The organism is Alteripontixanthobacter muriae (assembly GCF_013336795.1).
In the GTDB taxonomy this organism is placed as follows: domain Bacteria; phylum Pseudomonadota; class Alphaproteobacteria; order Sphingomonadales; family Sphingomonadaceae; genus Pseudopontixanthobacter; species Pseudopontixanthobacter muriae.
This window is the reverse complement of sequence record NZ_JAAFZT010000035.1, coordinates 554,114-579,015: the sequence shown is the minus strand read 5'-3', so window position 1 is coordinate 579,015 and position 24,902 is coordinate 554,114. Positions and strand designations below refer to the sequence as shown.

At 61.3% G+C, this 24,902-nt stretch carries 27 protein-coding genes and 3 pseudogenes; 10 read left to right on the top strand and 20 right to left on the bottom strand.

Annotation, left to right across the window (positions count from 1 at the left end):
- Window positions 1-82: 82 nt before the first annotated feature.
- Window positions 83-478, bottom strand: coding sequence for a DUF4145 domain-containing protein (locus G7A66_RS12700; RefSeq protein WP_174295979.1), 396 nt, complete (start codon window positions 476-478; stop codon window positions 83-85).
- 221 nt (window positions 479-699) lie between these two features.
- Window positions 700-1,764 (bottom strand): ribonucleotide-diphosphate reductase subunit beta, encoded by a 1,065-nt coding sequence (locus tag G7A66_RS12695; protein WP_174295978.1) that lies wholly within the window; start codon window positions 1,762-1,764, stop codon window positions 700-702.
- Window positions 1,765-2,017: 253 nt separating this feature from the next.
- Here G7A66_RS12695 and G7A66_RS12690 point away from each other — a divergent pair, with 253 nt between their 5' ends.
- Complete coding sequence (locus tag G7A66_RS12690) at window positions 2,018-2,773, top strand: hypothetical protein (protein ID WP_174295977.1); 756 nt, start codon at window positions 2,018-2,020, stop codon at window positions 2,771-2,773.
- 102 nt (window positions 2,774-2,875) lie between these two features.
- A complete protein-coding gene (locus G7A66_RS12685) occupies window positions 2,876-3,112 on the top strand; it encodes a DUF2171 domain-containing protein (protein WP_174295976.1) in 237 nt (78 codons plus the stop codon).
- A gap of 134 nt (window positions 3,113-3,246) precedes the next feature.
- Here G7A66_RS12685 and G7A66_RS12680 read toward each other — a convergent pair whose 3' ends face one another.
- From G7A66_RS12680 to G7A66_RS12660, 5 genes are all read right to left on the bottom strand, one after another.
- Window positions 3,247-3,420, bottom strand: a complete 174-nt coding sequence (locus G7A66_RS12680; protein WP_174295975.1) for a hypothetical protein — start codon at window positions 3,418-3,420, stop codon at window positions 3,247-3,249.
- A 97-nt stretch (window positions 3,421-3,517) separates the two neighbouring features.
- Window positions 3,518-3,736 (bottom strand): hypothetical protein, encoded by a 219-nt coding sequence (locus tag G7A66_RS12675; protein WP_174295974.1) that lies wholly within the window; start codon window positions 3,734-3,736, stop codon window positions 3,518-3,520.
- A gap of 83 nt (window positions 3,737-3,819) precedes the next feature.
- The gene (locus G7A66_RS12670; RefSeq protein WP_174295973.1) at window positions 3,820-5,868 is read right to left on the bottom strand and encodes a ribonucleoside-diphosphate reductase subunit alpha; all 2,049 of its coding nucleotides are present in this window, start codon (window positions 5,866-5,868) and stop codon (window positions 3,820-3,822) included.
- Window positions 5,869-6,357: 489 nt separating this feature from the next.
- Complete coding sequence (locus G7A66_RS12665; protein WP_174295972.1) at window positions 6,358-6,633, bottom strand: hypothetical protein; 276 nt, start codon at window positions 6,631-6,633, stop codon at window positions 6,358-6,360.
- 142 nt (window positions 6,634-6,775) lie between these two features.
- The gene (locus G7A66_RS12660; RefSeq protein ID WP_174295971.1) at window positions 6,776-7,663 is read right to left on the bottom strand and encodes an alpha/beta fold hydrolase; all 888 of its coding nucleotides are present in this window, start codon (window positions 7,661-7,663) and stop codon (window positions 6,776-6,778) included.
- 66 nt (window positions 7,664-7,729) lie between these two features.
- On the opposite strand from G7A66_RS12660, the gene G7A66_RS12655 reads away from it, so the two are divergent.
- On the top strand, window positions 7,730-7,972 hold the full coding sequence (locus G7A66_RS12655; protein ID WP_174295970.1) for a GlsB/YeaQ/YmgE family stress response membrane protein: 243 nt from the start codon (window positions 7,730-7,732) through the stop codon (window positions 7,970-7,972).
- A gap of 146 nt (window positions 7,973-8,118) precedes the next feature.
- On the opposite strand, the gene nadB is transcribed toward G7A66_RS12655, so the two are convergent.
- Together nadB and G7A66_RS12645 are read right to left on the bottom strand one after the other, a co-directional pair.
- Window positions 8,119-9,693, bottom strand: coding sequence for an L-aspartate oxidase (gene nadB, locus G7A66_RS12650; RefSeq protein WP_174295969.1), 1,575 nt, complete (start codon window positions 9,691-9,693; stop codon window positions 8,119-8,121).
- On the bottom strand, window positions 9,690-10,673 hold the full coding sequence (locus tag G7A66_RS12645) for an ABC transporter ATP-binding protein (RefSeq protein WP_174295968.1): 984 nt from the start codon (window positions 10,671-10,673) through the stop codon (window positions 9,690-9,692). The genes nadB and G7A66_RS12645 overlap by 4 nt, the downstream gene beginning before the upstream one ends.
- A 139-nt stretch (window positions 10,674-10,812) precedes the next feature.
- Here G7A66_RS12645 and G7A66_RS12640 point away from each other — a divergent pair, with 139 nt between their 5' ends.
- The 5 genes from G7A66_RS12640 (at window position 10,813) to G7A66_RS12620 (ending at window position 13,564) form a co-directional block, all read left to right on the top strand.
- The gene (locus G7A66_RS12640) at window positions 10,813-11,421 is read left to right on the top strand and encodes a DUF4402 domain-containing protein (protein WP_174295967.1); all 609 of its coding nucleotides are present in this window, start codon (window positions 10,813-10,815) and stop codon (window positions 11,419-11,421) included.
- A gap of 51 nt (window positions 11,422-11,472) precedes the next feature.
- Complete coding sequence (locus G7A66_RS12635) at window positions 11,473-11,748, top strand: zinc-finger domain-containing protein (protein ID WP_174295966.1); 276 nt, start codon at window positions 11,473-11,475, stop codon at window positions 11,746-11,748.
- A gap of 136 nt (window positions 11,749-11,884) precedes the next feature.
- A complete protein-coding gene (locus tag G7A66_RS12630; RefSeq protein ID WP_206675186.1) occupies window positions 11,885-12,385 on the top strand; it encodes a DUF4402 domain-containing protein in 501 nt (166 codons plus the stop codon).
- A 144-nt stretch (window positions 12,386-12,529) separates the two neighbouring features.
- Window positions 12,530-12,958 carry a hypothetical protein gene (locus tag G7A66_RS12625; protein ID WP_232366847.1) on the top strand — a complete coding sequence of 143 codons (429 nt, stop codon included), beginning with the start codon at window positions 12,530-12,532 and terminating at the stop codon, window positions 12,956-12,958.
- 51 nt (window positions 12,959-13,009) lie between these two features.
- Window positions 13,010-13,564 (top strand): DUF924 family protein, encoded by a 555-nt coding sequence (locus G7A66_RS12620; RefSeq protein ID WP_174295964.1) that lies wholly within the window; start codon window positions 13,010-13,012, stop codon window positions 13,562-13,564.
- Here the strand turns inward: G7A66_RS12620 and G7A66_RS14440 are convergent.
- The 10 genes and pseudogenes from G7A66_RS14440 to G7A66_RS12585 form a co-directional block, all read right to left on the bottom strand.
- On the bottom strand, window positions 13,554-13,697 hold the full coding sequence (locus G7A66_RS14440; RefSeq protein WP_269748213.1) for a hypothetical protein: 144 nt from the start codon (window positions 13,695-13,697) through the stop codon (window positions 13,554-13,556). The genes G7A66_RS12620 and G7A66_RS14440 overlap by 11 nt on opposite strands.
- Before the next feature lie 21 nt (window positions 13,698-13,718).
- Window positions 13,719-13,892, bottom strand: a pseudogene (locus tag G7A66_RS14540) (endonuclease III domain-containing protein); the annotation flags it as partial.
- A 31-nt stretch (window positions 13,893-13,923) separates the two neighbouring features.
- Window positions 13,924-14,103: pseudogene (locus G7A66_RS14535) on the bottom strand (endonuclease III domain-containing protein); the annotation flags it as partial.
- Window positions 14,097-14,282, bottom strand: coding sequence for a hypothetical protein (locus tag G7A66_RS14335; protein ID WP_232366845.1), 186 nt, complete (start codon window positions 14,280-14,282; stop codon window positions 14,097-14,099). The pseudogene G7A66_RS14535 and the gene G7A66_RS14335, both read right to left, overlap by 7 nt.
- On the bottom strand, window positions 14,251-15,732 hold the full coding sequence (locus G7A66_RS14430; protein WP_174295963.1) for a carbamoyltransferase C-terminal domain-containing protein: 1,482 nt from the start codon (window positions 15,730-15,732) through the stop codon (window positions 14,251-14,253). Before G7A66_RS14430 ends, G7A66_RS14335 begins: the two co-directional genes overlap by 32 nt.
- Window positions 15,626-15,949: a carbamoyltransferase N-terminal domain-containing protein gene (locus G7A66_RS14425; protein ID WP_332310560.1), complete on the bottom strand. Its 324-nt coding sequence runs from the start codon at window positions 15,947-15,949 to the stop codon at window positions 15,626-15,628. Before G7A66_RS14425 ends, G7A66_RS14430 begins: the two co-directional genes overlap by 107 nt.
- Window positions 15,950-16,112: 163 nt before the next feature.
- The gene (locus tag G7A66_RS12600; RefSeq protein WP_174295961.1) at window positions 16,113-16,436 is read right to left on the bottom strand and encodes a hypothetical protein; all 324 of its coding nucleotides are present in this window, start codon (window positions 16,434-16,436) and stop codon (window positions 16,113-16,115) included.
- A 78-nt stretch (window positions 16,437-16,514) separates the two neighbouring features.
- Window positions 16,515-17,039: an FkbM family methyltransferase gene (locus G7A66_RS12595; RefSeq protein ID WP_174295960.1), complete on the bottom strand. Its 525-nt coding sequence runs from the start codon at window positions 17,037-17,039 to the stop codon at window positions 16,515-16,517.
- Window positions 17,040-17,169: 130 nt separating this feature from the next.
- Window positions 17,170-18,747 (bottom strand): glutamine-hydrolyzing GMP synthase, encoded by a 1,578-nt coding sequence (guaA, locus tag G7A66_RS12590; protein WP_174295959.1) that lies wholly within the window; start codon window positions 18,745-18,747, stop codon window positions 17,170-17,172.
- 395 nt (window positions 18,748-19,142) lie between these two features.
- Entirely contained in the window at window positions 19,143-20,744 is a 1,602-nt protein-coding gene (locus G7A66_RS12585; protein ID WP_174295958.1) for a class I adenylate-forming enzyme family protein, read from the bottom strand.
- 102 nt (window positions 20,745-20,846) lie between these two features.
- Here G7A66_RS12585 and gyrB point away from each other — a divergent pair, with 102 nt between their 5' ends.
- Entirely contained in the window at window positions 20,847-23,411 is a 2,565-nt protein-coding gene (gene gyrB, locus G7A66_RS12580; protein ID WP_174295957.1) for a DNA topoisomerase (ATP-hydrolyzing) subunit B, read from the top strand.
- A 75-nt stretch (window positions 23,412-23,486) separates the two neighbouring features.
- Here the strand turns inward: gyrB and G7A66_RS12575 are convergent, their stop codons facing one another.
- Window positions 23,487-24,152: a hypothetical protein gene (locus tag G7A66_RS12575; RefSeq protein ID WP_174295956.1), complete on the bottom strand. Its 666-nt coding sequence runs from the start codon at window positions 24,150-24,152 to the stop codon at window positions 23,487-23,489.
- A 167-nt stretch (window positions 24,153-24,319) separates the two neighbouring features.
- On the opposite strand from G7A66_RS12575, the pseudogene G7A66_RS14320 reads away from it, so the two are divergent.
- A pseudogene (locus G7A66_RS14320) lies at window positions 24,320-24,902 on the top strand (bifunctional metallophosphatase/5'-nucleotidase); the annotation flags it as partial.

Sequence of the window (24,902 nt, the reverse complement as noted above, 5' to 3'; positions counted from 1 at the left end):
GGCGGGTCGCCACCCGCTTCGACCGCAACATCAAGACCTTTATGGCCACAATCGCTATCGCAGCCATCGTCACCTGGTGGCTCTAATGAGTCCGGACCCTAGTAACAGGGCGAACAAAAAAGTGGAGGAATAACTCATCAAGAATTTCGAGGCACCATTCCGCCTCGGCGGGTTCAACATCAATTATTTGAGTAGAAGATTTCTCAATGATTGGGTGAGCTGAGAAGTTCCCGAAATTCCTAATCGCATCAATGCTTTGACGAACACCTCGCGGCAAAATTCTCTCGATGTCCTGCTCGTTAATGACAGCTTTTATCTGTTTACTGAGGTTGGTGTCGGTGTAGCCTGCATGCTGCAATACGCTTTGTAGGCAACGGCGGGACAGTGCCGCTGAGGCGCGCGGGCTAACTCCGATTGTTGCCTTAGCCTCGCGATAGTCTCTGGCAATATGGTCCGGAACTTCCTCAGGTACGCGCAACCTTTGTTTGTCGCCAATTGGAAACACTCGAATTGACTCAAAAGTGCCTGATATCGCATTTGAATAGAGGCTAATATTTGCTCTGCGGCATTCTGGACAAGTGTTTCCATGCACAAAGAACCTGGCGGGAGAATCTCTAGTCAGCTTGACAGGAGCCGAGTCGAAGCGAACTTCTGTTTAAACGTTCGCCGCATGGAACGCCACATTACAGTGCCCGCATTTTACTCCGCAGCTACCGTCACGCTGTCGCCGAACAAGCCCGGGCCTTCGTCGGTGGTTTCTTCCGTGTCGTTCGCTTCGCCGCCCTTGGCCTTGCGGCGCTTGTCGAAGCTGCTCCAGACGTCCTGCCAATTGCCGGTGGTCGCGCCCTTGGAATATTCCGTGGCCCGCGTTTCGAAGAAGTTCGCATGCTCCACGCCGTTCAGCAGCGGGGTCAGCCAAGGCAGCGGGTGCTCTTCCACCATGTAAATCGCGGGAAGGCCAAGCTGCGACAGGCGCCAATCGGCGATGTAGCGGATGTATTTCTTGATTTCCTTGGGCGTCATGCCCGGAACCGGACCGTCTTCAAAGGCAAGATCGATAAACGCATCCTCAAGCCGGACGGTCGTCTGGCAGGTATCCATGATGTCCTGCTTCACCGATTTGGTCAGGCAGTCGCGTTCCTGGCAGAAGGCGTGGAACAGGCGCGTGATGCCTTCGCAATGCAGGCTTTCGTCGCGAACCGACCAGCTGACGATCTGCCCCATGCCCTTCATCTTGTTGAAGCGCGGGAAGTTCATCAGCATGGCGAAGCTGGCGAACAATTGCAGGCCTTCGGTGAAGCCGCCGAACATCGCCAGCGTGCGGGCGATATCCTCGTCATTGTCGACGCCGAACTGCTGCAGATAGTCGTGCTTGTCCTTCATCTCCTCATATTCGAGGAACATGCCATATTCGCTTTCCGGCATGCCGATGGTGTCGAGCAGGTGGGAATAGGCGGCGATATGCACGGTTTCCATGTTGCTGAACGCCGCCAGCATCATCTTCACTTCCGTAGGCTTGAACACGCGACCGTATTTTTCGTGGTAGCAATCCTGCACCTCGACATCAGCCTGAGTAAAGAAGCGGAAGATCTGCGTCAGCAGGTTACGTTCATGCGCGGACAGGTTCTGCGCCCAGTCGCGGCAGTCTTCGCCCAGCGGCACTTCTTCCGGCATCCAGTGAATCTGCTGCTGGCGTTTCCAGAAGTCGTAAGCCCACGGATATTCAAAGGGCTTGTAGGTCTTGCGGGCTTCGAGCAACGACATGTTGTGTCTCCGTGGGATCAGCGATTCTGGTACATATAGGGAATCATGGCGGCGATTGGATAGCAAGCCCTATCCTTTCGGCGGGGATAAGTCCGGGCAATTCTTTATATTCCGGGGGTTGCAATCGGCGTGTGTCGCAGTCTGCCGCGCGTCGCGCCTTGCCCGCGATCACGGAACACAAGCGCCGGCCTGCCCGTTGTCGGGGTAAAGGCGGCAATTGCGCCGCGAGCAGGACAGCAAAAAGGATAATTTCATGGGCGAGTATGAACCCGACGACAGCCGCAAGGTCACTCTCAATCCCGGCGACACGCCCGGCGAACCGCCGCGCTCCGGCCCCCGCGAAGGCGAGGCGCGCGCTCGCGCCGAGGACAAGGACAAGAAGCCCGTCGCGACAAATGAAGCGGTGCCGGTCGACCGTGACGGCAAGAAGCTGCCGCAGCAGCAGCAGAAAGCCCAGCAATCGCAGTCGCAGGGCGGCCAGTCACAGGCGCAGGGTTCAGCCAAGCCGGGCGGTTCGCGCGAGTTGAATTCGAAGCAGCCCGAAGGCTCGCCTCTTGCCGGCAACCAGCCGCAGGGTGCATCGGGAACGCCGGGCGACGCCCGCCCCCACTTCGACCAATATGAGGTGAACCAGCCTTCGAACGTCGGAAACAATGATTCCGCCGCACCGGAGCAGCAGGCAGGCGGCACGATTGCAAACGCTGCGCCCGGCCAGGCAACTGACATGTACACGCCCGCCGATCAGCAACAGCCCGGCGACATGGATCGCCAGCGCGCCCAAGCCGAACAGCAATCGGATGGCAAGGCCCAGACCGGATACGGCAATAGCCGCGACGAGCATGGCGATAGCGAGAAGGAAGCGGCATCCGAGAATAGCGGAGGTGACAAGCCTGCAAAGAAGGACAGTGTCGAGGCGCATGACAAGGGCGAACCGGGATTGACCGACACGCCTGACGGCGTTGCCCGTGCCGATGGTAACCGGGCATTATACGAAGGCCCCGGCGAGTAGACCTGATCGTCAGGTGAAGCAGCAAGAGGGCGTTATGCCCTTGGAACTCCGCCATGGCCGAGCCGTTGAGGCGGCATAGGACCAAACAACCGAGGAAATCGCATGTTCGAGAAGATCCGCATCAAGGAACACATGGAAATCGCCGATTCCACCGGCCAGCACGTCGGCACGGTCGACGAGGTGGAGGGCGACAACATCAAGCTCACCAAGACCGATTCCGCCGATTCCATGCATCACTTCATCCCCATGGATGCCGTCGACCGGCTCGACGACAATCGCATCTATCTGAAGGCCGGAGCGCGTATTCCGGACGGACTGGGGAACAAGGCGTCGTCCTGAGCATTGATAGGACATAGAGTTTCTACCGCGCCGCAAGGCCGGTAGCAAAAGGGCCCCCAGCCTCACGACGGTGAGGTTGGGGGTTCCAGTTTGTGCATTGTAAATCCGTTCGCCAGGCTGCGTTACGCTTCGGGCTAGAACAGAACTTCGAAAAGCTGCCAGGCGATCCACGCGGCGACTGCCAGCACCACCAGCGCAAATGCCCGCGCGATTGCCGGCCTGCGGCGACCTACTCCGCTCCACAGCACATAGGCCATGACCAGCAGCAGCGTGAGCCCCACGAGGTAGAAGACGACGGTCATTATCATGAAAGACGTGTTCCTGAGGCGCCGTGCAGCCCCGACGTGATAGACCGGCATCCTGCAAACCGCCGGCTCCACACGGCTGAAGCTGCCTTCTGGCCCTTCACGGCAGGCGATCACCTGTCAGGGTCGGAACCTCGTCATCCGAATGGTCCAACGCCATGTCAGCTGCATCGACGAGGGCGAGCACCAAAGCCGCCACCGCCAGCACCAACCCAATGCGGCGCAGGTTTGTCGCCTTGCCCAGATTCTGCGCCCGCCGCGAACGTTGCAAAAGCAGCATGGCAATGAGCAGCAAGACGATAACGATGATCACTGACATGCTGCTGTGTCCTGAAATGCCATGTGCGCGGCGAGGGAATACTCACAGAACCCCTCGTCGAAGGTTTTAACAACCGCCTGGACTCACTGACAGCTCAGGCATTCCTCGTAATCGGTCTGCTCGCCCGCGGCGAGTTCGAACTTGCTCGCCTCGGTCGTGTTGTCGGCTTCAACACCACCTGCAAACCCTGCACGCTGAACGCTCTTGGACCGCAGGTAGTAGAGCGACTTGATGCCCTTTTCCCATGCCTGGAAGTGCAGCATGGCCAGATCCCACTTATCGACATCGGCGGGGATGAACAAATTGAGGCTCTGCGCCTGGTCGATGAAGGGCGCGCGGTCGGCGGCGAATTCCAGCAGGTAGCGCTGGTCGATTTCGAAGCTGGTCTTGAATGTCGCTTTCTCGTCCGCCGTCAGGAAGTCGAGATGCGCGACGGAACCGCCCTTCTCCAGGATCGAGTTCCATACATTGGTCGAATCCTTCGACTTTTCGCGCAGCAGCTTTTCCAGATAGGGGTTCTTCACCACGAAGCTGCCCGACAAGGTCTTGTGGGTATAGATATTGGCCGGGATCGGTTCGATGCAGGCGCTGGTGCCGCCACAGATGATGCTGATCGACGCGGTGGGGGCGATCGCCATCTTGCAGGAGAAGCGTTCCATCGCGCCCATGTCCTCGGCATCGGGGCACGGGCCGCGCTCATGCGCCAGCATCATCGATGCCTCGTCCGCCCGGGCCGAGATGTGCTTGAACATCTTGAGGTTCCAGACCTTCGCCATCGCGCTTTCCAGCGGGATGTTCTTGGCCTGCAGGAAGGAGTGATAGCCCATGACGCCTAGCCCGACGCTGCGTTCGCGGCTCGCAGAATATTTCGCGCGTGCCATTTCTTCAGGTGCACGGTCGATATAATCCTGCAGCACATTGTCGAGGAAGCGCATGACATCCTCGATGAAGCGTTTGTCGGTGTGCCACTCGTCCCATTTTTCGAGGTTGAGCGACGACAGGCAGCAGACCGCAGTCCGGTCGTTCCCCAGATGGTCCCGGCCCGTGGGCAGGGTAATTTCGCTGCACAGGTTCGAGGTCGACACCTTGAGGCCGAGATCGCGGTGATGCTTTGGCATCATCCGGTTCACGGTGTCGGAGAAGACGATGTAGGGCTCGCCCGTCGCAAGCCGCGTTTCCACCAATTTCTGAAACAGGCTGCGCGCATCGACCTGGGCGCGCACTTCGCCGGTCTTGGGCGACTTCAGGTCGAACTTTTCACCCGCACGCACCGCTTCCATGAAGGCATCGGTCAGCAGCACGCCGTGATGCAAATTCAGCGCCTTGCGGTTGAAGTCGCCCGAGGGTTTACGGATTTCGAGGAATTCCTCGATTTCAGGATGCGACACGTCGAGGTAGCAGGCCGCCGATCCGCGCCGCAGCGAACCCTGGCTGATCGCCAGAGTCAGGCTGTCCATCACCCGCACGAAGGGGATGATGCCGCTGGTCTTGCCGTTTAGGCCCACAGGCTCGCCAATGCCGCGCACATGGCCCCAATAGGTGCCGATGCCGCCGCCCTTGCTGGCCAGCCACACATTTTCGTTCCAGGTGCCGACAATGCCTTCCAGGCTGTCCTCGACCGAATTCAGATAGCAGGAGATCGGCAGCCCGCGATGGGTGCCGCCATTCGACAGGACGGGCGTTGCGGGCATGAACCACAGGCGCGAAATGTAATCGTACAGGCGCTGGGCGTGCTCCTGATCGTCGGCATAGGCATCGGCCACGCGGGCGAACAGGTCCTGGAAATTCTCGTTCGGCAGCAGGTAACGGTCGATCAGGGTTTCCTTGCCGAACTCCGTCAGCAATTCGTCACGCGAAGTATCCGTCACCACGGTGAAGCGGCGATCGTTGATCTTCTTGCTGTCGTCGATGCCCTTGCCGTCGGTGGCCATATTGGCGCGCGCCGCTTCGGCAAGAGTGCCGGCCAATGCGCCCGTCAGAGCCTCTGCGGCCTTTTCGGCCACCAGATCGTCCGATCCACTATCGCGTCGTTCCATGGCTATCGCGCTCTTTCCTGCATCGTGTTCGTTGCTGTCGTGGATTTCGCCCGCTGCAATGTCGCTGCCGGTTTCGCCGTCGGTTCTGAAATCCATGTCGTGTCTCACCCCTGTCCCTTACGCAGCGGCTGCTGCGATGTTCCGCTTGTGTTCGATTCGGACGGACCCTGACGATCTAGCAATTCACGAGGCGCTGCGGTCAGATATTTATCCCCCGTCCTGCGCCTCTGCAGGCTTGCATCCCCTTCGCTTGCCCAATTTGCGAGTCGGAGACTTAGCCACTGAAAATCTAGGTCTTGTAGGTTCCTATCCCCCTGCAACCACTAGATAGTGAATCACCTGCCGCCGCTGCGCAATAGGGTAAAGGCGATTTAACTCATCTTCGCGGCGGTGTTCTATGCCAGCCATACAGCGCGGCGCGTGGAGCATCCTTGGGTGGCGGGTAGTGCAAGTGGAAAAACGCGATGTGGAAAGATTTCTGCAGGCGGCGAAATGCAGCATGAAAACGGGAAAGGGCCCCGCAGTGGCGGAGCCCTTTTTCATTCTGACGATGAACTTGCTTGAGCTGGGCCTGACCCGAGGCGATTATTCCATCATGTCGGCGCGTTCGTTGATCGCGTCAGCGCGGACTTCCCCGGCTTCCTCGACGGCATCCGCACGTGCGTCCAATGTCGCTTCGCCCGCTTCGGTCATCGCGTTGTTGGCTGCGTCTTCAAGCTGGTCGGCCCGCATGTCGGACCGTTCCTCAACGATGTCGGCACGCTCTTCGAGTGCGTCGCCGCGTTCCTCGACCGCCGAATCGGGCCCACATGCCGCCAGCATTGCAAAAGCGGGGAGTGCGATGAATGCGATCTTCTTCATGATGTCGTTCCTTTATCGATAGTTTCGGCCAAATCGCGCTTCTTTCGTGGGCGCCATTTTTTCGCCATATTTACATAATCTACGCTGCAGCACATGCTTTGTTCCGGAATTAAGGCAGTTTGCCTTAATTATCTCCACGGGTTCAGGCAGCCTTCCGGGCATGATTGGCGATGGCATCGGCAATCTCGTCCACCAGTTCGACAGGCAGATCGTGGCCCATACCGGGAATGACCTTCAGCTCGGCACCTTGAATGTGAGCGGCGGTGTCGCGGCCAGCCTCCACCTTAACCAGCGGGTCGGCCTCGCCATGCAGCACCAGGGTCGGCGCCTTCACCTGGGACAGCCGCTTGCGCCGGTCGCCATCTGCCAGGATCGCCGCAAGCTGGCGGGGCAGCCCTTGCGGATGGAAGCTGCGTCCGAAATTGGCGCGGATGTTCTGTTCCAGCCTGTCCTCGGCAACCGGATATGCGGGGCTGCCGATCGCTCTCGACAGGCGCTTTCCATGAGCGAGGATATTCGCCATCTCCATGTTCTTCGGCCGCGTGGTGAGAGCAGCCAGCGCCTCCTTCTCCGCCTGCGGCAGGCGCCGGTGCCCGGTCGTGGACATGATGGAGGTGAGGCTGGCGGTTCGCTTGCCATGTTCCACCGCTACCAGCTGCGCGATCATCCCGCCCATTGATGCGCCGACGATATGCGCCTGGGGAATGTCCAGTGCATCCAGCAGGCCCACAGCATCCGCCGCCATGTCCGACAGGGTATAGGGCACGCGTGGGCGGAACCCGAAACGCGCCTTTAGCACGGTCACGGGAATGGAAGGCACGCCGGCGGAATCGAATTTCTCGCTGAGGCCGATGTCGCGATTGTCATAGCGGATGACCCGGAACCCCCGCCCGGTCAGCGCCTCGACCAGTTCCATGGGCCACAGCGTCAGCTGCGCCCCCAGCCCCATGATCAGCAGGATCGGCGGCGCGCTCTCGTCGCCGTAATCCTCATATTCCAGCGTAATGCCGTTCGCCTTGATCTGCGCCATGAGCCGTTTTCCCTCCTCGCCTGAGTTTGCTAAGCCCTTGTTGAACGCAGCGCAGAGGGGATGTCCATGCTGAACATTATCGGAGCGATCGTGTCGGGTCTGCTGGTCGGGGGGCTGGCGCGGTTCTTCTTCCCCGGTGCCGTCGAGATGGGCTGGCTGACCACCATAGCGTTAGGCATCGGCGGTTCGCTGCTGGCGGGGCTTGTCACCAGCAAGGGCCGGAGCGACTTTCACCGCGCAGGCTGCCTCGCCAGCGTTCTGGGTGCTATGGCGTTGATCTTGCTTGGGCGGCTGCTGGGGCTCGGATGACAGCCCGCCTGTACCCGTGACGATCAAAACGGTCAGCGCGCGCGCGCGGGCTGCCTGCCCCTTTGTGACGGGACCGCACAGGATCGTTTTCTGGTCGACATCGATCAGCGGCCAATGTGTTTGGGTGAAAACTTCGTTGATGGCGATCAAGGCACCAGCACGGTGTCCCGCGCCACCGGGTCCGTTTCGGGGTAATCCAGGGTGAAATGCAGGCCACGGCTCTCGTGGCGCTTCAGGGCGCTTTTCACGATCAGTTCGGCGCATTGGTGCAGATTGCGCAATTCGATGAGGTCGGTGGTGACACGAAACGCGCCGTAATATTCATCGATCTCGCGTCCCAGCAAAGCGATGCGGTGCGCGGCGCGTTCCAGCCGCTTGGTGCTGCGCACGATGCCGACATAATTCCACATGAAGCGGCGGATTTCCGTCCAGTTCTGCTTGATGACCACTTCCTCGTCAGAGTGTGTCACCCGGCTTTCGTCCCATTCACGAATGATTGGCGGTTCGTCCAGATCGTCCCAGCAGGCGTTGATGTCTCGCGCCGCCGCTTCGCCGAAGACGAAACATTCGAGCAGGCTGTTCGATGCCAGCCGGTTCGCGCCGTGCAGCCCGCTTTCGGTGCATTCCCCCGCCGCCCACAGGCCGGGGAGGTCAGTGCGCGCATCCAGATCGACGACGATGCCGCCGCAGGTATAATGTTGCGCCGGCACGACGGGGATCGACTGGCGGGTCATGTCGATGCCGAGGCCCATCAGCTTTTCATGAATTGTCGGGAAATGCTCCCGGACGAAGTCGGCCGGCCTGTGACTGATGTCGAGATTGACGAAGTCGAGGCCGTAACGCTTGATCTGGTCGTCGATGGCGCGGGCGACGATGTCGCGCGGCGCAAGTTCGCCCCGCTCGTCGTAATCGGGCATGAAGCGGTGTCCGGTTTCGGGATGCAGCAGATGCCCGCCCTCGCCCCGCACCGCCTCGGTGATGAGGAAGTTCTTTACATCCAGATTATACAGGCAGGTCGGGTGGAACTGCATGAATTCCATGTTGGCCACCCGCGCTCCGGCACGCCACGCCATGGCGATGCCGTCGCCGGTTGCGCCGCGGGGCGCAGTGGAAAAGCGATAGCACCGCCCTGCCCCGCCCGCCGCGAGGATCGTGGCGCGGGCGACATGCGCCTCGACAGCGCCGGTCTTTTCATCCGCCGCATAGGCGCCCCAGATCCGCCCCGAGCCGGAATAGCGTTCCGCATTGCGCCCGGTGATCAGGTCGATGCAGGCGCGGCCGGGCAGCAAGGTGATGTTCTCATGCGCCTTGGCGGCATTCAGCAAAGCCTCCTGCACGGCCCATCCGGTCGCATCGTCGACATGGACGATGCGGCGATGGGAATGCCCACCTTCCCGCGTCAGATGCAGATCGCTGCCGTTTCCGTTGAAGGGGACTCCCAGATCGACAAGACGCTGAATGGAATCGGGAGCCCGCTCGATCACGAATTCGACCGTTTCGCGGCGGTTCAGTCCTGCCCCCGCCACCATCGTGTCACGGATGTGGTTTTCGAACGTGTCACCCGTATCCAGCACCGCGGCGATGCCGCCCTGCGCCCATGCGGTGCTGCCGCCGGTGAGCGATCCCTTGGCGAGCACCAGCACCTTGCGCGTTTCCGCAAGAGCCAGCGCCGCCGTCAGCCCCGCAGCCCCCGAACCGATCACCAGCACGTCATGGATCATCGCGCTGTCTCTTTCGCCTGGTCGCCGCCGGTCGTGACGGCACTCGTCAGCGAGACGAACACGTCTTCAAGATCCGCCTCGCGCGTGATCACGTCCTCGATCCGCATGCCCTGCTCCTGCAAGCGGTTCAGCACCTGTCCGGCGGTGATCCGGTCCTTGTCATAGGTGATCGCCACGCGCCGGGGATCGAGCAGTTCGACCTTGCCGAATGCAGCATCCTGCGGCGCTGTGTCGATCGGGGCGTCCAGCGTGACCTCGACGATCTTTTCCCGCGCCATGTCGACCAGTTCGCGCGTCGGTTTGTTCGCAATGAGTTCGCCGTGATTGATGATGGCGATGTTATCGCAAAGCTGCTCCGCTTCCTCGAGATAATGCGTAGTCAGCACGATGGTGACGCCTTCCGCGTTCAAAGACCCGACCAGTTCCCAAAGCTGCCGCCGCAATTCGACGTCGACCCCGGCGGTCGGTTCGTCCAGCACCAGGATGGGCGGGGAATGGACCATGGCCTTGGCGATCAGCAGGCGGCGCTTCATGCCGCCCGACAGCGTCCGGGCATAGGCATCGCGCTTGTCCGAAAGATGGACGGCGGCCAGCAATTCCTCCGACCGGCGCTGGTTCTTCGGGATGCCGTAGAAGCCCGCCTGATTCTCCAGAACCTCGTAAGGCGTGAAGAACGGGTCGAAGACGATTTCCTGCGGCACGATGCCGATGGCGCGCTTGGCATTGCGGCGGTTCCGGTCGATGTCGAAGCCCCATATCTCGGCCGACCCTTCGGTTTTCGTGACCAGCCCGGCCAGAATGTTGATCAGAGTGGACTTGCCCGCGCCATTGGGGCCGAGCAGGCCGAAGATGCCGCCCTGAGGTACGTCGAAGCTGACTCCTTTCAGGGCCAGCTTGCCTTCTACTCCCTTCGCCCCGGCATAGCGTTTGACAACATCGCAGATGCGAATGGCAGGGGGCGGGGTTTCGGCAGGATCCATGCTGCTGCCCTAGGGCGCTGGCACGGCTTTCGTAAAGAGTGCAAAACCGGGCCACACCGCGAAGGCTCTCAGGCATACGCTAAACATGCATTAACCGCATCGCGCTACATGCAGCAGCGCAATGCCCGGTCACTCGATCATGTGCGAACTGATTCGCTTCGCTCCATCTCCGGCGCTCCGCCAGGCGTTTGCCAGGTTCGGCGCCGGGATCATGGGCAGTGCAGTCTGCATCTTCATCGCTGCGGTCATGGCCGCAGCACCGGTTCAGGCGCAGACCGTGACGATGTCTGAAGCCAGGACAGTCGTGATCGAGGAACTTACCCTGACCAAGCTGAAGGACATGGACTTCGGCTATGTCCTCACCAATGGTGCGGGCGGTACCGTGCGAATGACCGCGACCAGGAACAACAGCTGCATTCCCAGCGCCAATCTGGGCCACAGCGGGGTTTGCCAATATGCCGAGTTTGCAGGTTATGGCGAGAGCGGCCGGCAAGTGCGGGTCAAGCTGCCGGGCGGCAACAAGCTGACGCTGACCGGTCCGGGCGCCGATATCCAGCTTTCGGACATGGTGGTGGACGGCACACCCGAAATGCGCCTTACGGGACAAGGAAAAGGTTTTGTCAAGTATCGGATCGATGCGCCGAACGGAGCCTTCGCCTTTCGGATTGGCGGGACGATCACGATCAATCCCGGACAATTGCCCGGCGTCTATGAGGCCCCCTTCGAGGTACGGATCGAATATGACTGAGCGCGATTTGCAGCGTTGAATTCGCTGCCCCGCGGGATTATCGCATCCTGCATGAGCACACCCCCACCCGAAGTCACGATTGTCGAAACGCGCCGGGCCAGCTGCGATGGTGCCGGGGCGATCCGCGGAACCGACAAGGTCCGCCCTGCCGCGCTTGGTCATCCCCGCGTCTTTCTTGAGATCGACGAAGCGGGATACGTCGACTGCGGCTATTGCGACCGGCGCTTCATCCTGAAAAATGGTCCTGCCGACCCGGACCGCGTCACCGATGTCGAACTGGTGAAAGACGACAAGGCCGGCATCACGGGCGCATCAACCCCGTCTTAACCTAGTAAATACACCTATGGTTCGCCCGCCACCTTCATAAGGCTTTATCCGGATCGGTTCCGGAGTTCTTGTGGGGGCAGTCATGCCAAACGGACTGGTTCAATCTTCGAAAGCTATCCTCGCGTTGCTTGCCGCAATGGCAACCGTCGCGGGCGGCCCTGGCGCGCAGGCTGCGGAACAGTCCGGCACCGGCAAGGTCGAGGTGCTCGAACCGGCCGTGCTGACCAATACCGCAGATCTGGATTTCGGTACGATCGTGCGAAGCGGTTCGGGCGGTGCGATCACCGTGAACGCAGCAAGCAACCAGGTCGCCACCTTCGGCGAACTGACCAGCGTGCGCGAGCCGGCTCATCGCGCAGTGTTCACGGCCAATGCGCCGATCGGTGCACTCATGGTACTTACGCTCGATCCCACCGTTACCATGCAGCGGAGCGGCGGCACGGAAACGCTCACCGCGACCCTGACCCATTCGATCGGCGACGGTCTGCTGGCAGCCAGAGTGTTCAACCTGCTTATCGGTGTGCGGGCGGTGAAGCGTGAGCAAACAATCTACGTCGGCGGTACCCTGATGATCCCCGGCAATCAGGCCGAAGGTGAATATTCCGGTGAATTCAGGTTGACGATGAACTACGTCTGACAATCGAAGGCGTCAGGGTCCATTCACGATGGATATGGCAGAAAAGGATTGCGCCGCTATCGTGGCGGCGAGCCCGGCCGACCGGCACCTTTTTCATTGCACTTCGGCGGCAAGGCAAGCCATGCTGCTTGAAAGGAGCAAACGATGACCAGAATTTTCCAGTTCGCCAGTGCCGGTGCTTTTGCCACGCTGTTGGCTGCAGTATCGCTCCCCGCGTATGGCCAGGTGGCAGAAACCGCTGGCGAGGCCGCGTTGACCAAAGGAGAGGTAAAGCTGGCAAGGCTGCTCGAGGGACGCGTGGCCGGCGAGCCGGAGAACTGCATCATGTCTCGGCGGATACGCGATTTCGACATCATAGACAGAACTGCACTGGTCTATGAAGTCGGCGATGTCATCTACGTGAACTACACGCAACTGCCCGAACTGATCGATGATTCGGACGGGCTGCGCACCCGGCAATTCGGGACGACACTTTGCCGCCAGAGCATCGTGACGACCTTCAGCCGGAACAACGGGTTGTACACCGGCAATCTGTTCCTGACCGATTTCATCCCCTACCGCCGCGTTGATTGATGCGGATTTAGTGCCAGGCCAAGGCTCGCTTCTCATGGTGCGTCTGCGCCCATGACGATGGTGTCGCGGCGTTGGGCTGCGGAAGTTCTCCATGTATGGTTTCACCGGCTGGGTCCTGCGGATTGGTTCAACCCTGCTCCGGACGTGGACACGACGCTTTGCCACCGGTTTCAGGATGAGTTGCACGCACTTGGCAGACAGCGTGTGGGTGCCTTCCTGACCGGTCCGGACCTTGCCCTCGCGTCCGTGCTGCTTTTCGATCAGGTGCCGCGCAACATCTTTCGCGGCAGCGCCAAAGCCTATGATTGGGATTCCCTGGCGCAGAACATTGCCAGGGGCGCAATCCAGAGAGGATGGGACAATGCCATGACACGGCATCAGAGGCAGTTTCTCGGCATGCCCCTGATGCATTCCGAAGACATCGCGGACCAGCAGGCCAGCCTGCGCTATTTCTCTCAGCCGGAACTGCGCTTCGTTGGCGATTTCGCCCTTTCACACTACCGGATGATCGCACGCTTCGGACGTTTCCCCCACCGTAATCCGGTGCTCGGTCGTGCGAGCACAGAGGCCGAGAGAAAAGCGGTCGCTTCGGGCTTCAGCTGGTAGAGGCGACCGGCCCTGCGGGCAGCGCAACATAGAATTCGCAAAGATCCGCGACCGGGCAGGTGCCGCATTGTGGCGCGCGGGCGGTACAGACCGCCTTGCCGAACTGGATCAACCAGAAATGTCCGTCGCGCATGGCCCATTCCGGCGTGCGCTCCTCCAGTTGCTTTGCAGTGCGATCTGCCGTTTTCGCCGCGGTCATGCCAATGCGATTGCAGACGCGGTGGACGTGGGTATCGACCGCGATGACATCGCGCCCGAATACGAAACTGAGCACGATATCGGCGCATCTCCGGCCGATGCCGGGCAATGCCATCAACTCTTCGCGCGTGTCGGGAACCCTGGCCCTCGTGCTCTGCCAGCAGAGCTGTGCAGAACGCCCGGATGTTGCGGGTTTTCACATTGTACAACCCGCAAGGGCGAATGGCTCCGGCGATGACCTCGTCCGGCAAGGCGAGCATGGCTGCGGGCGTCCGCGCCAGGGCGAACAGCGCCCCGGTTGCTGCGGCAGTGTTCCGGTCGAGGGACTGAGCACTCAACATGCAGGAGATGCAGGACCGGAACGCATCGGGCTGATCCTTCGGCCCCTGGCATCGGGGGTACGGCCCGGCATGGCGCGGGCGAGGCGGCGATAGACCTCCTCCACCGCCGCCTCGCCGATCATGGGGCCTGCCGAAGCGAAATGCTGCTCACCCTGCCTTGGCGTAGCGTGAGACTTCATCCCCTTCCACGACCCACAATTCGTCAATCATTCCGGTGTCGAGCCCATGCGCGCCTTCGTCGAAAGTGCAGACGATGGACTCCTCATGCGCGTTGAAGCTGGTGTTCACCAGCGACATTTCACCCGACGGATCCTCCCATTCGCGCAAGGCCATCCAGATGAAGCAGTTGGATCCTTCCGTCACGATCTGGGGGCGGGCGGTGCCGTCGACATGCACGACAGCCGGGCATTTCTCGGCAAAATCGTCTGTGCAGTCGATGGTCGCGGTCATGAAGTCGAGCGTTATGTCGCCTTCCCGGTAGTCCTGAATGGCCGCTGGCGCGGTTTCGGCGCGCATCACGGGCGCGAAAGGCATGAATTCCGTGCGGTCCATACGCTTGTTCAGCCAGTCGTTGATCGTGCGGTCACTGGTGCGATAAATGATCGAACGATTGCCCAGGGCGCGGGGGCCGAATTCCATACGTCCTTGCATCAGGCCGATGACCACGTTGTCGGACAGGGCCTGTGCGAAAGCCTGTGCACCTTCTGAAAGTACATAGGTCGTGCGTTCGAGGGTGGAGTCATGCCCGTCTCCCGGTGTCGGCCCCAGATACATCGTCGTCAGCGGCTTTACGCCATCATCCGTGCGGCCGCGTTGCTGCATTTCCGCCTGGGCGAGAGCGCAGGCGCCGAGGCACAATCCGCCATCGCCCATCTGCGGCTGCACATAGGCATCGCCGACGCGGCCCAGCGACTTGATCCGGTGCGTGACCTTGACGTTGCCGAACACGCCGCCTCTCAGCACGACATTCACATCCGTCATGTCGTCGGCTGCGAGATAGTGATCGATCAAGGCGCACATCTCGTTCTCGAGATGCAGCTGCGCCGCCGCTGCCACGTCTTCCTTCTTGTATTTCGCGATTTCGGCTTCCGTTTCCGGCGAATAGTTGGTGAAGAATGGCGGATAGAAGTCCCCGAGGCCTGCCAGCACGCGGCCATTCTCGACCCTGATCATCCGGCGCATCAGATCCATCGCCGGCTGCGGATCGCCCAGAGCCGCAAGGCCGGTGATCTTCCCTTCGTGCCGCATGGGGCGATAGCCGAGAAGGCCGGTTATCCGGCCATAGAAAAAACCGAAACTGTCCGTCGAAAGCGAGGAATGGAGTTTCGTCAGGGCGGGATAGGCCGAACGGTTGAATTTCCAGAGCGTCGTCGCCTCGAAGTCGCCGCGCCCGTCGCTGGTGTAAGCCACGCCCTTGTCGAAAGGAGAAAACCAGGCAGCGCTGGCGGCATGAGCTTCGTGATGATGGAAATCGAGAACTTCGGTCGTGCGGCGGTCGATGTTCCGGGCGAGCCAGTTGTCATTATTCGCGCCGCTTCGCCTCGTCCTGCGTGATCTCGACAGCGATCCTTTCCTGCAGAATGGCGATGGCTTCCGGATTGTCGGCGAGTTCCTGCGCCCGGCGGACATATTCCGCGAGCAGGCGGGGCTGGAAGCCCTTGTACCAACTATAGGCGACGACTTCCACGTCGGCGAGTGTCAGGCCAGCATGGTTCAGGCAGTAGTCGATGCTCTGCTGAGGAAAGGAATTGTCCATCTGCACGCGGCTGAAGCGTTCCTCGCTCGCCGCAGCGACAATTTCGCCCTGCACCATCAGGCAGGCGAAAGCCGTTTCGTCGTTGCAAATGCCGAGAATTATCGTTTTTTAGCTTTCAGGCACTTTAGTGGCAGGTTCGTGGAAGATGTGGCGGACACCTGCTTTCGGGCTCGATCCGACGCGGTGAAAAGCCGTTCAGTCTCCCGTCGTCAATAAAACATGTGGTATCTGTAAGCTGCTGCGGTTCCAAGGGTCAGCCGCTTGGCAAGACGCTGCGCCCGATCGATATTGCGGACGATCCGAACAGTTTCCGGCTGGTGTCAGCCATGGCTTCCTGCGCCAACCGTTCTTCTTCTGGTAGATTGGCGAGCAGCCACAGGATCAGGTCGTATCGCCTGTAGACCAGCAGCACCGCAAGGTATCTGCGCAGCGCGGCAGGGCCGTGCTGCTCGGCCAGAAATGTTTCCGGCAGTTTCAGGAAAAGCGCATCGCCTGCCACAAGCTGCCCGAACCGGTCGGCCCCCGCCCCTTGCTGGTCGCCGGGATCGCTCTTGCGAGTCCAGCGGGTCAGATCCACGAAATCAACGAGGGCGAAACCCTGTGCTGTGGCGAATTGCAGGACACCGCAGAATAGAGGCTGGCCTTGGTAAAGCGGCTAAAACTCCACTTCGAGTTCCAGGCCGAAACAGCTTCCGAGCCGATGCGTACCGCCCCGCAAAGCGTCCAGTTCTCCGCCCTGAATATCCGCCTTCAGAAAATCGCAACACTCGATCCCGGCCTTGTCGAGAGTGATGACGGGCAGGGACGCCGTTTCGATAAGATCGAAGCGTGCAGGATCCGGAAAGCGATCGAGAAGTTCGCGGTTGGGGCAAAAGGTCGAACTCACCTCGCCCTTGCGGCAAAGGTGGAAAGCGGTTTCCCCCTTCGCGGCACCGATCGCATGGGGAAGTATCTCGTAGCTCAGGCATTGTTGCGGATGGGCGAGCAGCGCCTCGCGTGAACGCGCATCGGGCTCGAACCCGATATAATGGAGGTGATCGCGGGCCGGTGCAAAGCGACCCGACATGGCGCCGGCAGCCCCGATATCGACCAGGGCAATCCCGTCAAAATCAGGGTCCAGCAAGCGCAGAGCCTTGTGCAACAGGCGCTTCTCACGCCGCGCCAACAATCCCCCATCCATTGCTTCTGCCCCCCACCCGCTGCAGCGTGACATCTTCGCAGCAGGCGAGCCTTAGCGGCTCGCTACGCCTTTACAAGACCTTAGCCCTTCGACGCTCACTGCCGGGGCCCTCCTCATCTAAGGCGCCGGATTATTCCCATTCTATGGTTCCGGGCGGCTTGGAAGTATAATCGTAAACGACCCGGTTGATGCCCTTCACCTCGTTGACGATACGTGTCGCCACCTGGCCGAGGAAAGCGCCGTCGAACGGATAGACATCCGCCGTCATGCCGTCGGTGCTGGTCACGGCGCGCAGGGCGCAGACATTGTCGTAAGTGCGGCCATCGCCCATCACGCCGACCGTCTTGACCGGAAGCAGGACCGCGAAGGCCTGCCAGATGGCGTCATAGAGGCCAGCCTTGCGAATTTCGTCGAGATAGATGGCATCGGCCTTGCGCAGAATATCGGCCCGTTCCTGCGTCACCTCGCCAGGGATGCGGATGGCGAGGCCGGGTCCGGGGAACGGATGACGACCGACGAAGACATCGGGCAGGCCCAGTTCGCGGCCGAGATCGCGCACCTCGTCCTTGAACAATTCGCGCAAGGGTTCGACCAGCTGCATGTTCATGCGCTCAGGCAACCCACCGACATTGTGATGGCTCTTGATCGTCACGCTCGGCCCGCCGGTGAAGGACACGCTTTCGATCACATCGGGGTAGAGTGTCCCCTGAGCCAGGAAATCCGCGCCGCCGATGGCTTTCGCCTCGGCCTCGAACACGTCGATGAAGGTCTTGCCGATGAATTTGCGCTTGGCCTCGGGATCGGTAACCCCTTCGAGGCCGCCCAGGAACAGATCGGCCACGTCCTTGTGGACAAGCGGGATGTTGTAATGGTCGCGGAACAAGGTGACGACCTGCTCCGCTTCGTTCATCCGCATCAATCCGTGATCGACGAAGACGCAGGTCAACTGTTTTCCGATCGCTTCGTGAATAAGCACGGCAGCCACGGCGGAATCCACCCCGCCCGACAGGCCGCAGATGACCTTGCCATCGCCGACCTGTTCGCGAATTTCGGCGATTTTGGCCTTGCGGAATTCGGCCATTGTCCAGTCGCCCGCCAGCCCGCAAACGTGATGCGCGAAATTGGCCAGCAGCCGGGCGCCGTCGGGCGTATGCACCACTTCGGGGTGGAACTGCATGGCATAGATGCGGCGTTCGTCATTGGCGATGACGGCGAAAGGCGCGCCCGCGCTGGCTGCAACCGGACGGAAGCCGGGCGCAAGCTGCGTCACCTTGTCGCCGTGGCTCATCCAGACCTGGTGCCTTTCGCCGATCTGCCAGAGCCCGTCGAACAGGGTGCAATCATCCTCGATGGTGATGAAGGCCCGCCCGAATTCGCCGGAATCGCCGGCCATGACCTCGCCGCCCAGTTGCAGCGTGAGGGCCTGCTGGCCATAGCAGATGCCCAGTATCGGCAAGCCGCTGTCCAGGATCTCCTGCGGTATGCGGGGGCCGTCGGGATCGGTCACGCTGGCCGGGCTGCCCGACAGGATGATGCCCTTGGGCTGCATCCGGTGGAAGGCTTCCAAGGCAGCGTTGAAAGGCGCGATTTCGGAATAGACCCCTGCCTCGCGCACGCGGCGGGCGATCAGCTGCGTGACCTGGCTGCCGAAGTCCACGATGAGGATGGAATCGCCCTGCACGATGTCGGTAAGATTGGATGCGCTCATGGGCAAAGCGCGCTACGCCGCCGCCTGCAATGTGTAAAGCGGCACGGGCGCAACATGCGGTTGCGAAGCACGCAATCCACACAGTTGCAAAATTCGCAACAAAGTGGGCGGTTTTCTCATTTGTGAAAAGCTGCGCGCAAGATTATTTCAATTCTCGAGCCGGGCGGCGGACGTCCTCTCCCCCCTCCAATCCGCCGCCGGCCACCCTATCGATCAGGAGACCTGCCATGCGTAGATACGCAGCAAATCTTCTGGCATTCGTAAGTGCCGCCGCACTCAGCGGCGTCATGCTCGGTCATACTCTGGTCTGACCGACGGCGGAAGCCAGGACGGAAAGACGGGCGTGCCCCTTCCGCAGATGCGGAAGCAAGGTGCGCCCTTTTCTGTTTGGCGGATCAGTCCTGCATCGCAGTCCAGTTCGCGCGCAAATCGGTCTTGAGCAGCTTGCCGATGTGACTGCGCGGCATTTCGGGTATTGCATGGAGTTCGGACAGGCGCTGCGTCTTGCCCAGCCGCCCGTTCACCCGCGCGCGCAAAGCGTCGAGCACATCGGTTCCGCCGCTCTTTTCAAGCACGACGAAGCCGACGGGCGTTTCGCCCCAGGCGTCGCTCGGCACGCCGATCACGGCTGCTTCGGCAATCTCGGGCTCCTGCTCCAGCGCCGCCTCCAGATCGACGGGGTAGATGTTGAATCCGCCCGAAATGATCACGTCCTTCACCCGCCCGACCAGTTCCACGAAGCCGTCCGCATCGATCCGGCCAATATCGCCCATCCGCATCCAGACCTCGCCCGTGTCAGGGTCCGTCCACAAGGCTTCCGCCGTGGCGTCGGGCCGGTTGCGATAACCGGTCATCATCGCGCCGGAACGGCCCACCAGCTGGCCTGCCTGTCCTGCATCCAGCACCTCGTCATTCTCGCCGATGACTTTCAGCGCGTGACCGGGGGCGGGGCGTCCGACCGTGTGCAATTTGTCCGGGAACTCATGGGCGGGAAGCAGACAGGTCACCCCGCCCTCCGTCATGCCGTAAATCTCGATCAGCGCGCCGGGCATGCGCTGCAGCACGCGGCGCTTCAACTCGGCCGGAAACGGCGCGCTGGTGCAATATTTCAGGCGCAGGGCGGAAAGGTCGAACTCGTCGAAACAGGGCGCATCCAGCAGGGGCCGATATTGCACCGGAACGAGCATGGTCAGCGATATGGCATGGTCCTGCGCCAGTTGCAGCCAGCGCTGCGCGTCGAAGCGGCCCATGATGGTCACGCATCCGCCGGCCAGCAGGGTGGGCAGGAAGGCCACCATCGTGGTGTTGGAGTAGAGCGGCGTGGACGTGAGCGCCTGCACGCCGCCACTCCCTGCCTCTTCGAAGCTGCGAGCCAGACTGAGCGCTGTCGTGGCAAATTGCCTCCAGCGCATCGCATGGGAATGGACGATGCCCTTGGGCGTGCCGGTGGTGCCGCTGGAATAGATGATGTTGAACGGATCGCTGCGCTCGGGCGAGTGTCGCAGCGCCAGCCGCCCCTCTGCGGCCATCCAACTGTCCGCATCGGGCCGCAGATCCTCGTCCAGCATCACGATCTGCATATCGGCGCCAAGGTCCTGCATGTAGCCTTCACCCAGATCGTCATGCTTGGCACGGTCGATGAACAGGTGCCGCGCGCCGCTGTCGCGCACCATCGCGGCCAGTTGCTCGACACTGGCGCTGGTGGTCAATGGAGCCGCCACGCCGCCCGCCCGCACCGCGGCGAGGAATACGAGCGCATAATTTACGCTGCTGGTGCCGAGGATAGCGACCGCCTGGCCCCTCTCCAGCCCGCTGTCCTGCAAAGCGGCAGCGATCCGTTCGATCCGCGCGCCGATGTCGGCCCAGGTCAGTTCCTGGTGCTCATCGCGCAGGGCCAGTCTGCCGGCAAATCGTGACGCATTGGCGGCGATGATGTCCGGAAACGCGCCATATGAGGCATCCAAATCAGTGCAGAGTTCGGCAAATGGTTCTGTCATGCCGCGCATCCTATGGCCTGATTGCCGCTCTGCAAGGGCAAAGGCTGTGGAAGGCGCGAGGCTGCGCTTCCCTGCGGGCGGCAGAGCGACTATATGGAAAGCATGGCAAATATCCCCACCGAAGAAACTTCCGCAAACCCGATTCAGACACCGGCAGCAGACGCACCGCCCGCCCGCGTCGTGAACCAGAATGGCTATGGCGCCGATTCCATCAAGGTCCTGAAAGGCCTTGACGCCGTGCGCAAGCGGCCGGGCATGTATATTGGCGACACCGACGATGGTTCGGGCCTGCACCACATGGTGTTCGAGGTTTCGGACAACGCCATCGACGAAGCGCTGGCCGGGCATTGCGACCTCGTGCTGATCGAGCTCAACCCGGACGGCAGCGTTTCGGTCGAGGATAACGGCCGCGGCATCCCCGTCGACATGCACAAGGGCGAAGGGGTCTCCGCCGCCGAGGTCATCATGACCCAGCTTCACGCGGGCGGAAAATTCGAGAACACCAGCGATGACAATGCCTACAAGGTTTCGGGCGGGCTGCACGGCGTTGGGGTGTCCGTCGTCAACGCGCTGTCCGAATGGCTGGAACTGACCATCTGGCGCGATGGTAAGGAACACTGGATGCGCTTCGAGCACGGCAACACCGTTGCGCCGCTGATCGTGAAAGGCGACGCCCCGCCCGCCGAGGATGGCAGCAAGCGCAAGGGCACGCGGGTCACCTTCCTGCCCAGCACCGACACGTTCAAGAACGTCACCGAGTTTGATTTCGAGAAGCTGGAGCATCGCTACCGCGAACTCGCCTTCCTGAATTCGGGCGTTCACATCAAGCTTCGCGACAAGCGGCACGAGGATCTGGCCGAGCACGATCTATTCTACGAAGGCGGCATTGCGGCTTTCGTCAAATATCTCGACCGCAACAAGCAGCCGCTGATCCCCGAACCAATCGCGATTTCTGCCGAGCGGGACGCCATCGGCATCGATGTCGCGCTGGAATGGAACGATTCCTATTACGAAAACGTGCTCTGCTTCACCAACAACATCCCGCAGCGCGACGGCGGCACGCACCTTGCCGCCTTCCGCGCGGCATTGACGCGGACGTTGAATTCCTACGCCACGGCGTCGGGCATGATGAAGAAGGAGAAGGTCACGCTTTCGGGCGAGGACATGCGCGAAGGGCTGACGGCAATTGTCTCGGTCAAGCTGCCCGATCCGAAATTCTCGAGCCAGACCAAGGACAAGCTGGTGTCCTCCGAGGTGCGCCAGCCGCTGGAAAGCCTGATGGCCGACAAGATGACCGAATGGCTGGAAGAAAACCCCGCTAATGCAAAGGACATCATCAGCAAGGTCATCGACGCTGCCGCCGCCCGCGAGGCAGCAAAGCGCGCCCGCGAACTGACGCGGCGCAAGGGCGCAATGGATATCGCCAGCCTACCCGGCAAGCTGGCCGATTGCCAGGAGCGCGATCCGGCAAAATCCGAATTGTTCCTGGTCGAGGGCGACTCCGCCGGCGGCAGCGCGAAACAGGGGCGCGACCGGAAAACCCAGGCAATTCTGCCGCTGAAGGGTAAGATCCTGAACGTCGAACGCGCGCGCTTCGACCGGATCATCTCGTCCAAGGAAGTCGGCACGCTGATCCAGGCGATGGGCACCGGCCTGCGCGACGAGTTCACCCTCGACAAGCTGCGCTATCACAAGATCGTCATTATGACGGACGCCGATGTCGACGGCGCGCATATCCGTACGCTGCTGCTGACCTTCTTCCACCGGCAAATGCCCGAGATCATTCGTTCAGGCCATCTCTACATCGCCCAGCCGCCGCTGTTCAAAGTGAGCAAGGGCCGCAGCGAAGTCTATCTTAAGGACCAGCCTGCGCTTGACCGCTATCTGGTCGATGCCGGGCTGTCGGGCCGGGTGCTGGAAACCAGCGGCGGCGCGCGGGGCAGCGAGGAACTGCGCGGCCTTGTCGAACATGCGCTGCGCATGCGCAATCTGATCGCTTTCGTGCCGCGCCGCTACGATCCCGCCCTGGTGGAAGCCATGGCGCTGGCGGGTGCTCTCGATCCCGAACTGTCCGACCGCGCGGCGGCGCTCGACGCGGCTGCCGCGCGCATGCAGCTTGGCGACCAGGAAGCGAAGTGGACCGCCGAAATGCGCAGCGACGGTTCGGTTCACTTTGCGCGCATCTGGCGCGGCGTGACCGATGTGCATGATATCGAAGCCGCGTTCCTCGGCAGTGCGGAAGCACGCAAGCTTCACCGCGTGGCCGCCGAACAGGCCGATGTCTATGAAGGCGCCGGACGCTTCGTGAAGGCCGGAACGCATGAGGCGGTCGAACCCGACGGCGACGCTGCCGATGAAACCGATGCCGACAGCCCCGCCTTCACCGATGAGGATGCGATCACCCGTCCGACCGAACTGCTCGATGCGGTGCTGGTCGCCGGGCGCAAGGGTCTGTCCGTGCAGCGCTACAAGGGTCTGGGTGAAATGAACGCCGAGCAATTGTGGGAGACCACGCTGGACCCCGACAACCGTGCGCTGCTGCAGGTTAAGGTGGAAGATGCTGACGTCACGGACGAGATCTTCACCCGCCTGATGGGCGACATCGTCGAACCGCGCCGTGAATTCATTCAGGACAATGCGCTGAACGTCGCCAATCTCGACACCTGATCGTCAGTGCGTTGCAGAACAAGGAAAGGGCGGCACCGGATGACGGTGTCGCCCTTTCCATTTCATGGCTATGGATCAGTCTCGTTGCCGGGGATGAGCGCCGACAGGGGCTGCCGCGGGCGCGTCTGATGACCGTGTAACCGCAAAGGCGTGATCGTCTTGGTCGATTCGGGCATTTGCGGAGGTCACTATACCCACTTCGGTCGGACGGTCCGGGCTGGCTTCCGGCGCAACCATATCGTCGAACAGAGCTTCGTAATGACCCATTGCCTGCCGCAAATCCTCTGTCGTGGCATCGCCATCCTGGGCGATGTTGTGACCGGCGCGGTAGTGACGCGCGGTTTCGCGGTGGTCGACCGTCAGATCCTCATACCGCCGGTCGAAATCGCTCATCGGGAAGCCACGCTTCGTGAGAACATTTTTCAACATGCGATCCGCGCGCAAGACAGCCTCGCGAGGCGAATCGACGAACAGGGCTTTCACTTCCATCCATTCGCTGCGGAAATGGTCGCGCTCATCGGCATGGAGCGGGCGAATGGTGAAATCTGCCACCCGTTTCTTGCGGTCTTCCAAATCGCGTTCTGCAGCGCTTCGGCCGCCGCGGGTTTCGAGAGTTCGATCATACTCGTCGCCGAATTCTTCACGGAGGGAACCCGTGCGGCGCTGGCGCAATAATAGCCAGAGCACGAGCACACCGACTATGACCAGTAGGGCGATGATCAGCAGCGCTGTTTCATCCATGTTGATTCCTCTCGATAATATTCATCCCGCCTTCGGGTTGCAGCAGCTAAACGGCTGGGAAATGCAGGTGTTCCGCCCTTTTGCGCCGGATCGAGGTCCATGCGGCAGGCGCATGAGTGCGTTGTCACGGGAAGGTCATCTCGGCTATTCAGAGGACGATGATGACCATGCCTCACAGATCCGCCCTCACCTGCCTTGGCCGGCTCACCCCTCGTCCCAGATGGCTCAGGGCGACATCTGCCGCTGCGGTGCTTGCCAGCCTTGCAGGCTGCGCCTCTCTTCCACCCTCGCCCGTTGACGAAACGGTCACCGTGCGCGTTGTCGGCCTGAACGATTTCCACGGCAATCTGCTGCCGCTTCCCCGCCCGGTTCCGGTCACGTTGAGTGAAGACGACATCCGCGAAGTACAGGCTGCGGGTGCAGCCTACCTCGCCACGGCAATCGCGGCGACGCGGGCGCAATCGCCTTTTTCGATGGTGGTGGCGGCAGGCGACCTGATCGGTGCCAGCCCGCTTGCTTCGTCGCTTTTCCTCGACGAACCGACGATCGGCGTGATGAACCGCGTCGGACTGGATTTCAACGCGGTCGGCAATCACGAATTCGACCGTGGCTGGCGCGAATTGCTGCGCATCCAGCAGGGCGGCTGCGAACAGACGGGCATCCGCGTGCCTTGCGCGGTCGAGAACCCCTACGGAGGAGCCGATTTCGCCTTCCTCGCGGCCAATGTGCTGACCGATGGGGGCGAAACGC

What these genes read in the sequence shown, in the direction of transcription:
- G7A66_RS12575 (WP_174295956.1), bottom strand. Translation starts at nt 24,152, where the DNA reads ATGGATGAAACAGCGCTGCTGATCATCGCCCTACTGGTCATAGTCGGT.
- G7A66_RS12685 (WP_174295976.1), top strand. Translation starts at nt 2,876, where the DNA reads ATGTTCGAGAAGATCCGCATCAAGGAACACATGGAAATCGCCGATTCC.
- G7A66_RS12645 (WP_174295968.1), bottom strand. Translation starts at nt 10,673, where the DNA reads ATGGATCCTGCCGAAACCCCGCCCCCTGCCATTCGCATCTGCGATGTT.
- gyrB (WP_174295957.1), top strand. Translation starts at nt 20,847, where the DNA reads ATGGCAAATATCCCCACCGAAGAAACTTCCGCAAACCCGATTCAGACA.
- G7A66_RS12595 (WP_174295960.1), bottom strand. Translation starts at nt 17,039, where the DNA reads ATGGATGGGGGATTGTTGGCGCGGCGTGAGAAGCGCCTGTTGCACAAG.
- G7A66_RS12690 (WP_174295977.1), top strand. Translation starts at nt 2,018, where the DNA reads ATGGGCGAGTATGAACCCGACGACAGCCGCAAGGTCACTCTCAATCCC.
- G7A66_RS12625 (WP_232366847.1), top strand. Translation starts at nt 12,530, where the DNA reads ATGACCAGAATTTTCCAGTTCGCCAGTGCCGGTGCTTTTGCCACGCTG.
- G7A66_RS12695 (WP_174295978.1), bottom strand. Translation starts at nt 1,764, where the DNA reads ATGTCGTTGCTCGAAGCCCGCAAGACCTACAAGCCCTTTGAATATCCG.
- G7A66_RS14335 (WP_232366845.1), bottom strand. Translation starts at nt 14,282, where the DNA reads ATGAAGTCTCACGCTACGCCAAGGCAGGGTGAGCAGCATTTCGCTTCG.
- G7A66_RS12660 (WP_174295971.1), bottom strand. Translation starts at nt 7,663, where the DNA reads ATGGCGCAGATCAAGGCGAACGGCATTACGCTGGAATATGAGGATTAC.
- G7A66_RS12635 (WP_174295966.1), top strand. Translation starts at nt 11,473, where the DNA reads ATGAGCACACCCCCACCCGAAGTCACGATTGTCGAAACGCGCCGGGCC.
- G7A66_RS12680 (WP_174295975.1), bottom strand. Translation starts at nt 3,420, where the DNA reads ATGATAATGACCGTCGTCTTCTACCTCGTGGGGCTCACGCTGCTGCTG.
- G7A66_RS12630 (WP_206675186.1), top strand. Translation starts at nt 11,885, where the DNA reads ATGGCAACCGTCGCGGGCGGCCCTGGCGCGCAGGCTGCGGAACAGTCC.
- G7A66_RS12675 (WP_174295974.1), bottom strand. Translation starts at nt 3,736, where the DNA reads ATGTCAGTGATCATCGTTATCGTCTTGCTGCTCATTGCCATGCTGCTT.
- guaA (WP_174295959.1), bottom strand. Translation starts at nt 18,747, where the DNA reads ATGAGCGCATCCAATCTTACCGACATCGTGCAGGGCGATTCCATCCTC.
- G7A66_RS12620 (WP_174295964.1), top strand. Translation starts at nt 13,010, where the DNA reads ATGACGATGGTGTCGCGGCGTTGGGCTGCGGAAGTTCTCCATGTATGG.
- G7A66_RS12655 (WP_174295970.1), top strand. Translation starts at nt 7,730, where the DNA reads ATGCTGAACATTATCGGAGCGATCGTGTCGGGTCTGCTGGTCGGGGGG.
- nadB (WP_174295969.1), bottom strand. Translation starts at nt 9,693, where the DNA reads ATGATCCATGACGTGCTGGTGATCGGTTCGGGGGCTGCGGGGCTGACG.
- G7A66_RS12585 (WP_174295958.1), bottom strand. Translation starts at nt 20,744, where the DNA reads ATGACAGAACCATTTGCCGAACTCTGCACTGATTTGGATGCCTCATAT.
- G7A66_RS12665 (WP_174295972.1), bottom strand. Translation starts at nt 6,633, where the DNA reads ATGAAGAAGATCGCATTCATCGCACTCCCCGCTTTTGCAATGCTGGCG.
- G7A66_RS12670 (WP_174295973.1), bottom strand. Translation starts at nt 5,868, where the DNA reads ATGGATTTCAGAACCGACGGCGAAACCGGCAGCGACATTGCAGCGGGC.
- G7A66_RS14430 (WP_174295963.1), bottom strand. Translation starts at nt 15,732, where the DNA reads ATGTCCGCCGGGCGCAGGAACTCGCCGACAATCCGGAAGCCATCGCCA.
- G7A66_RS14440 (WP_269748213.1), bottom strand. Translation starts at nt 13,697, where the DNA reads ATGCGCGACGGACATTTCTGGTTGATCCAGTTCGGCAAGGCGGTCTGT.
- G7A66_RS12640 (WP_174295967.1), top strand. Translation starts at nt 10,813, where the DNA reads ATGTGCGAACTGATTCGCTTCGCTCCATCTCCGGCGCTCCGCCAGGCG.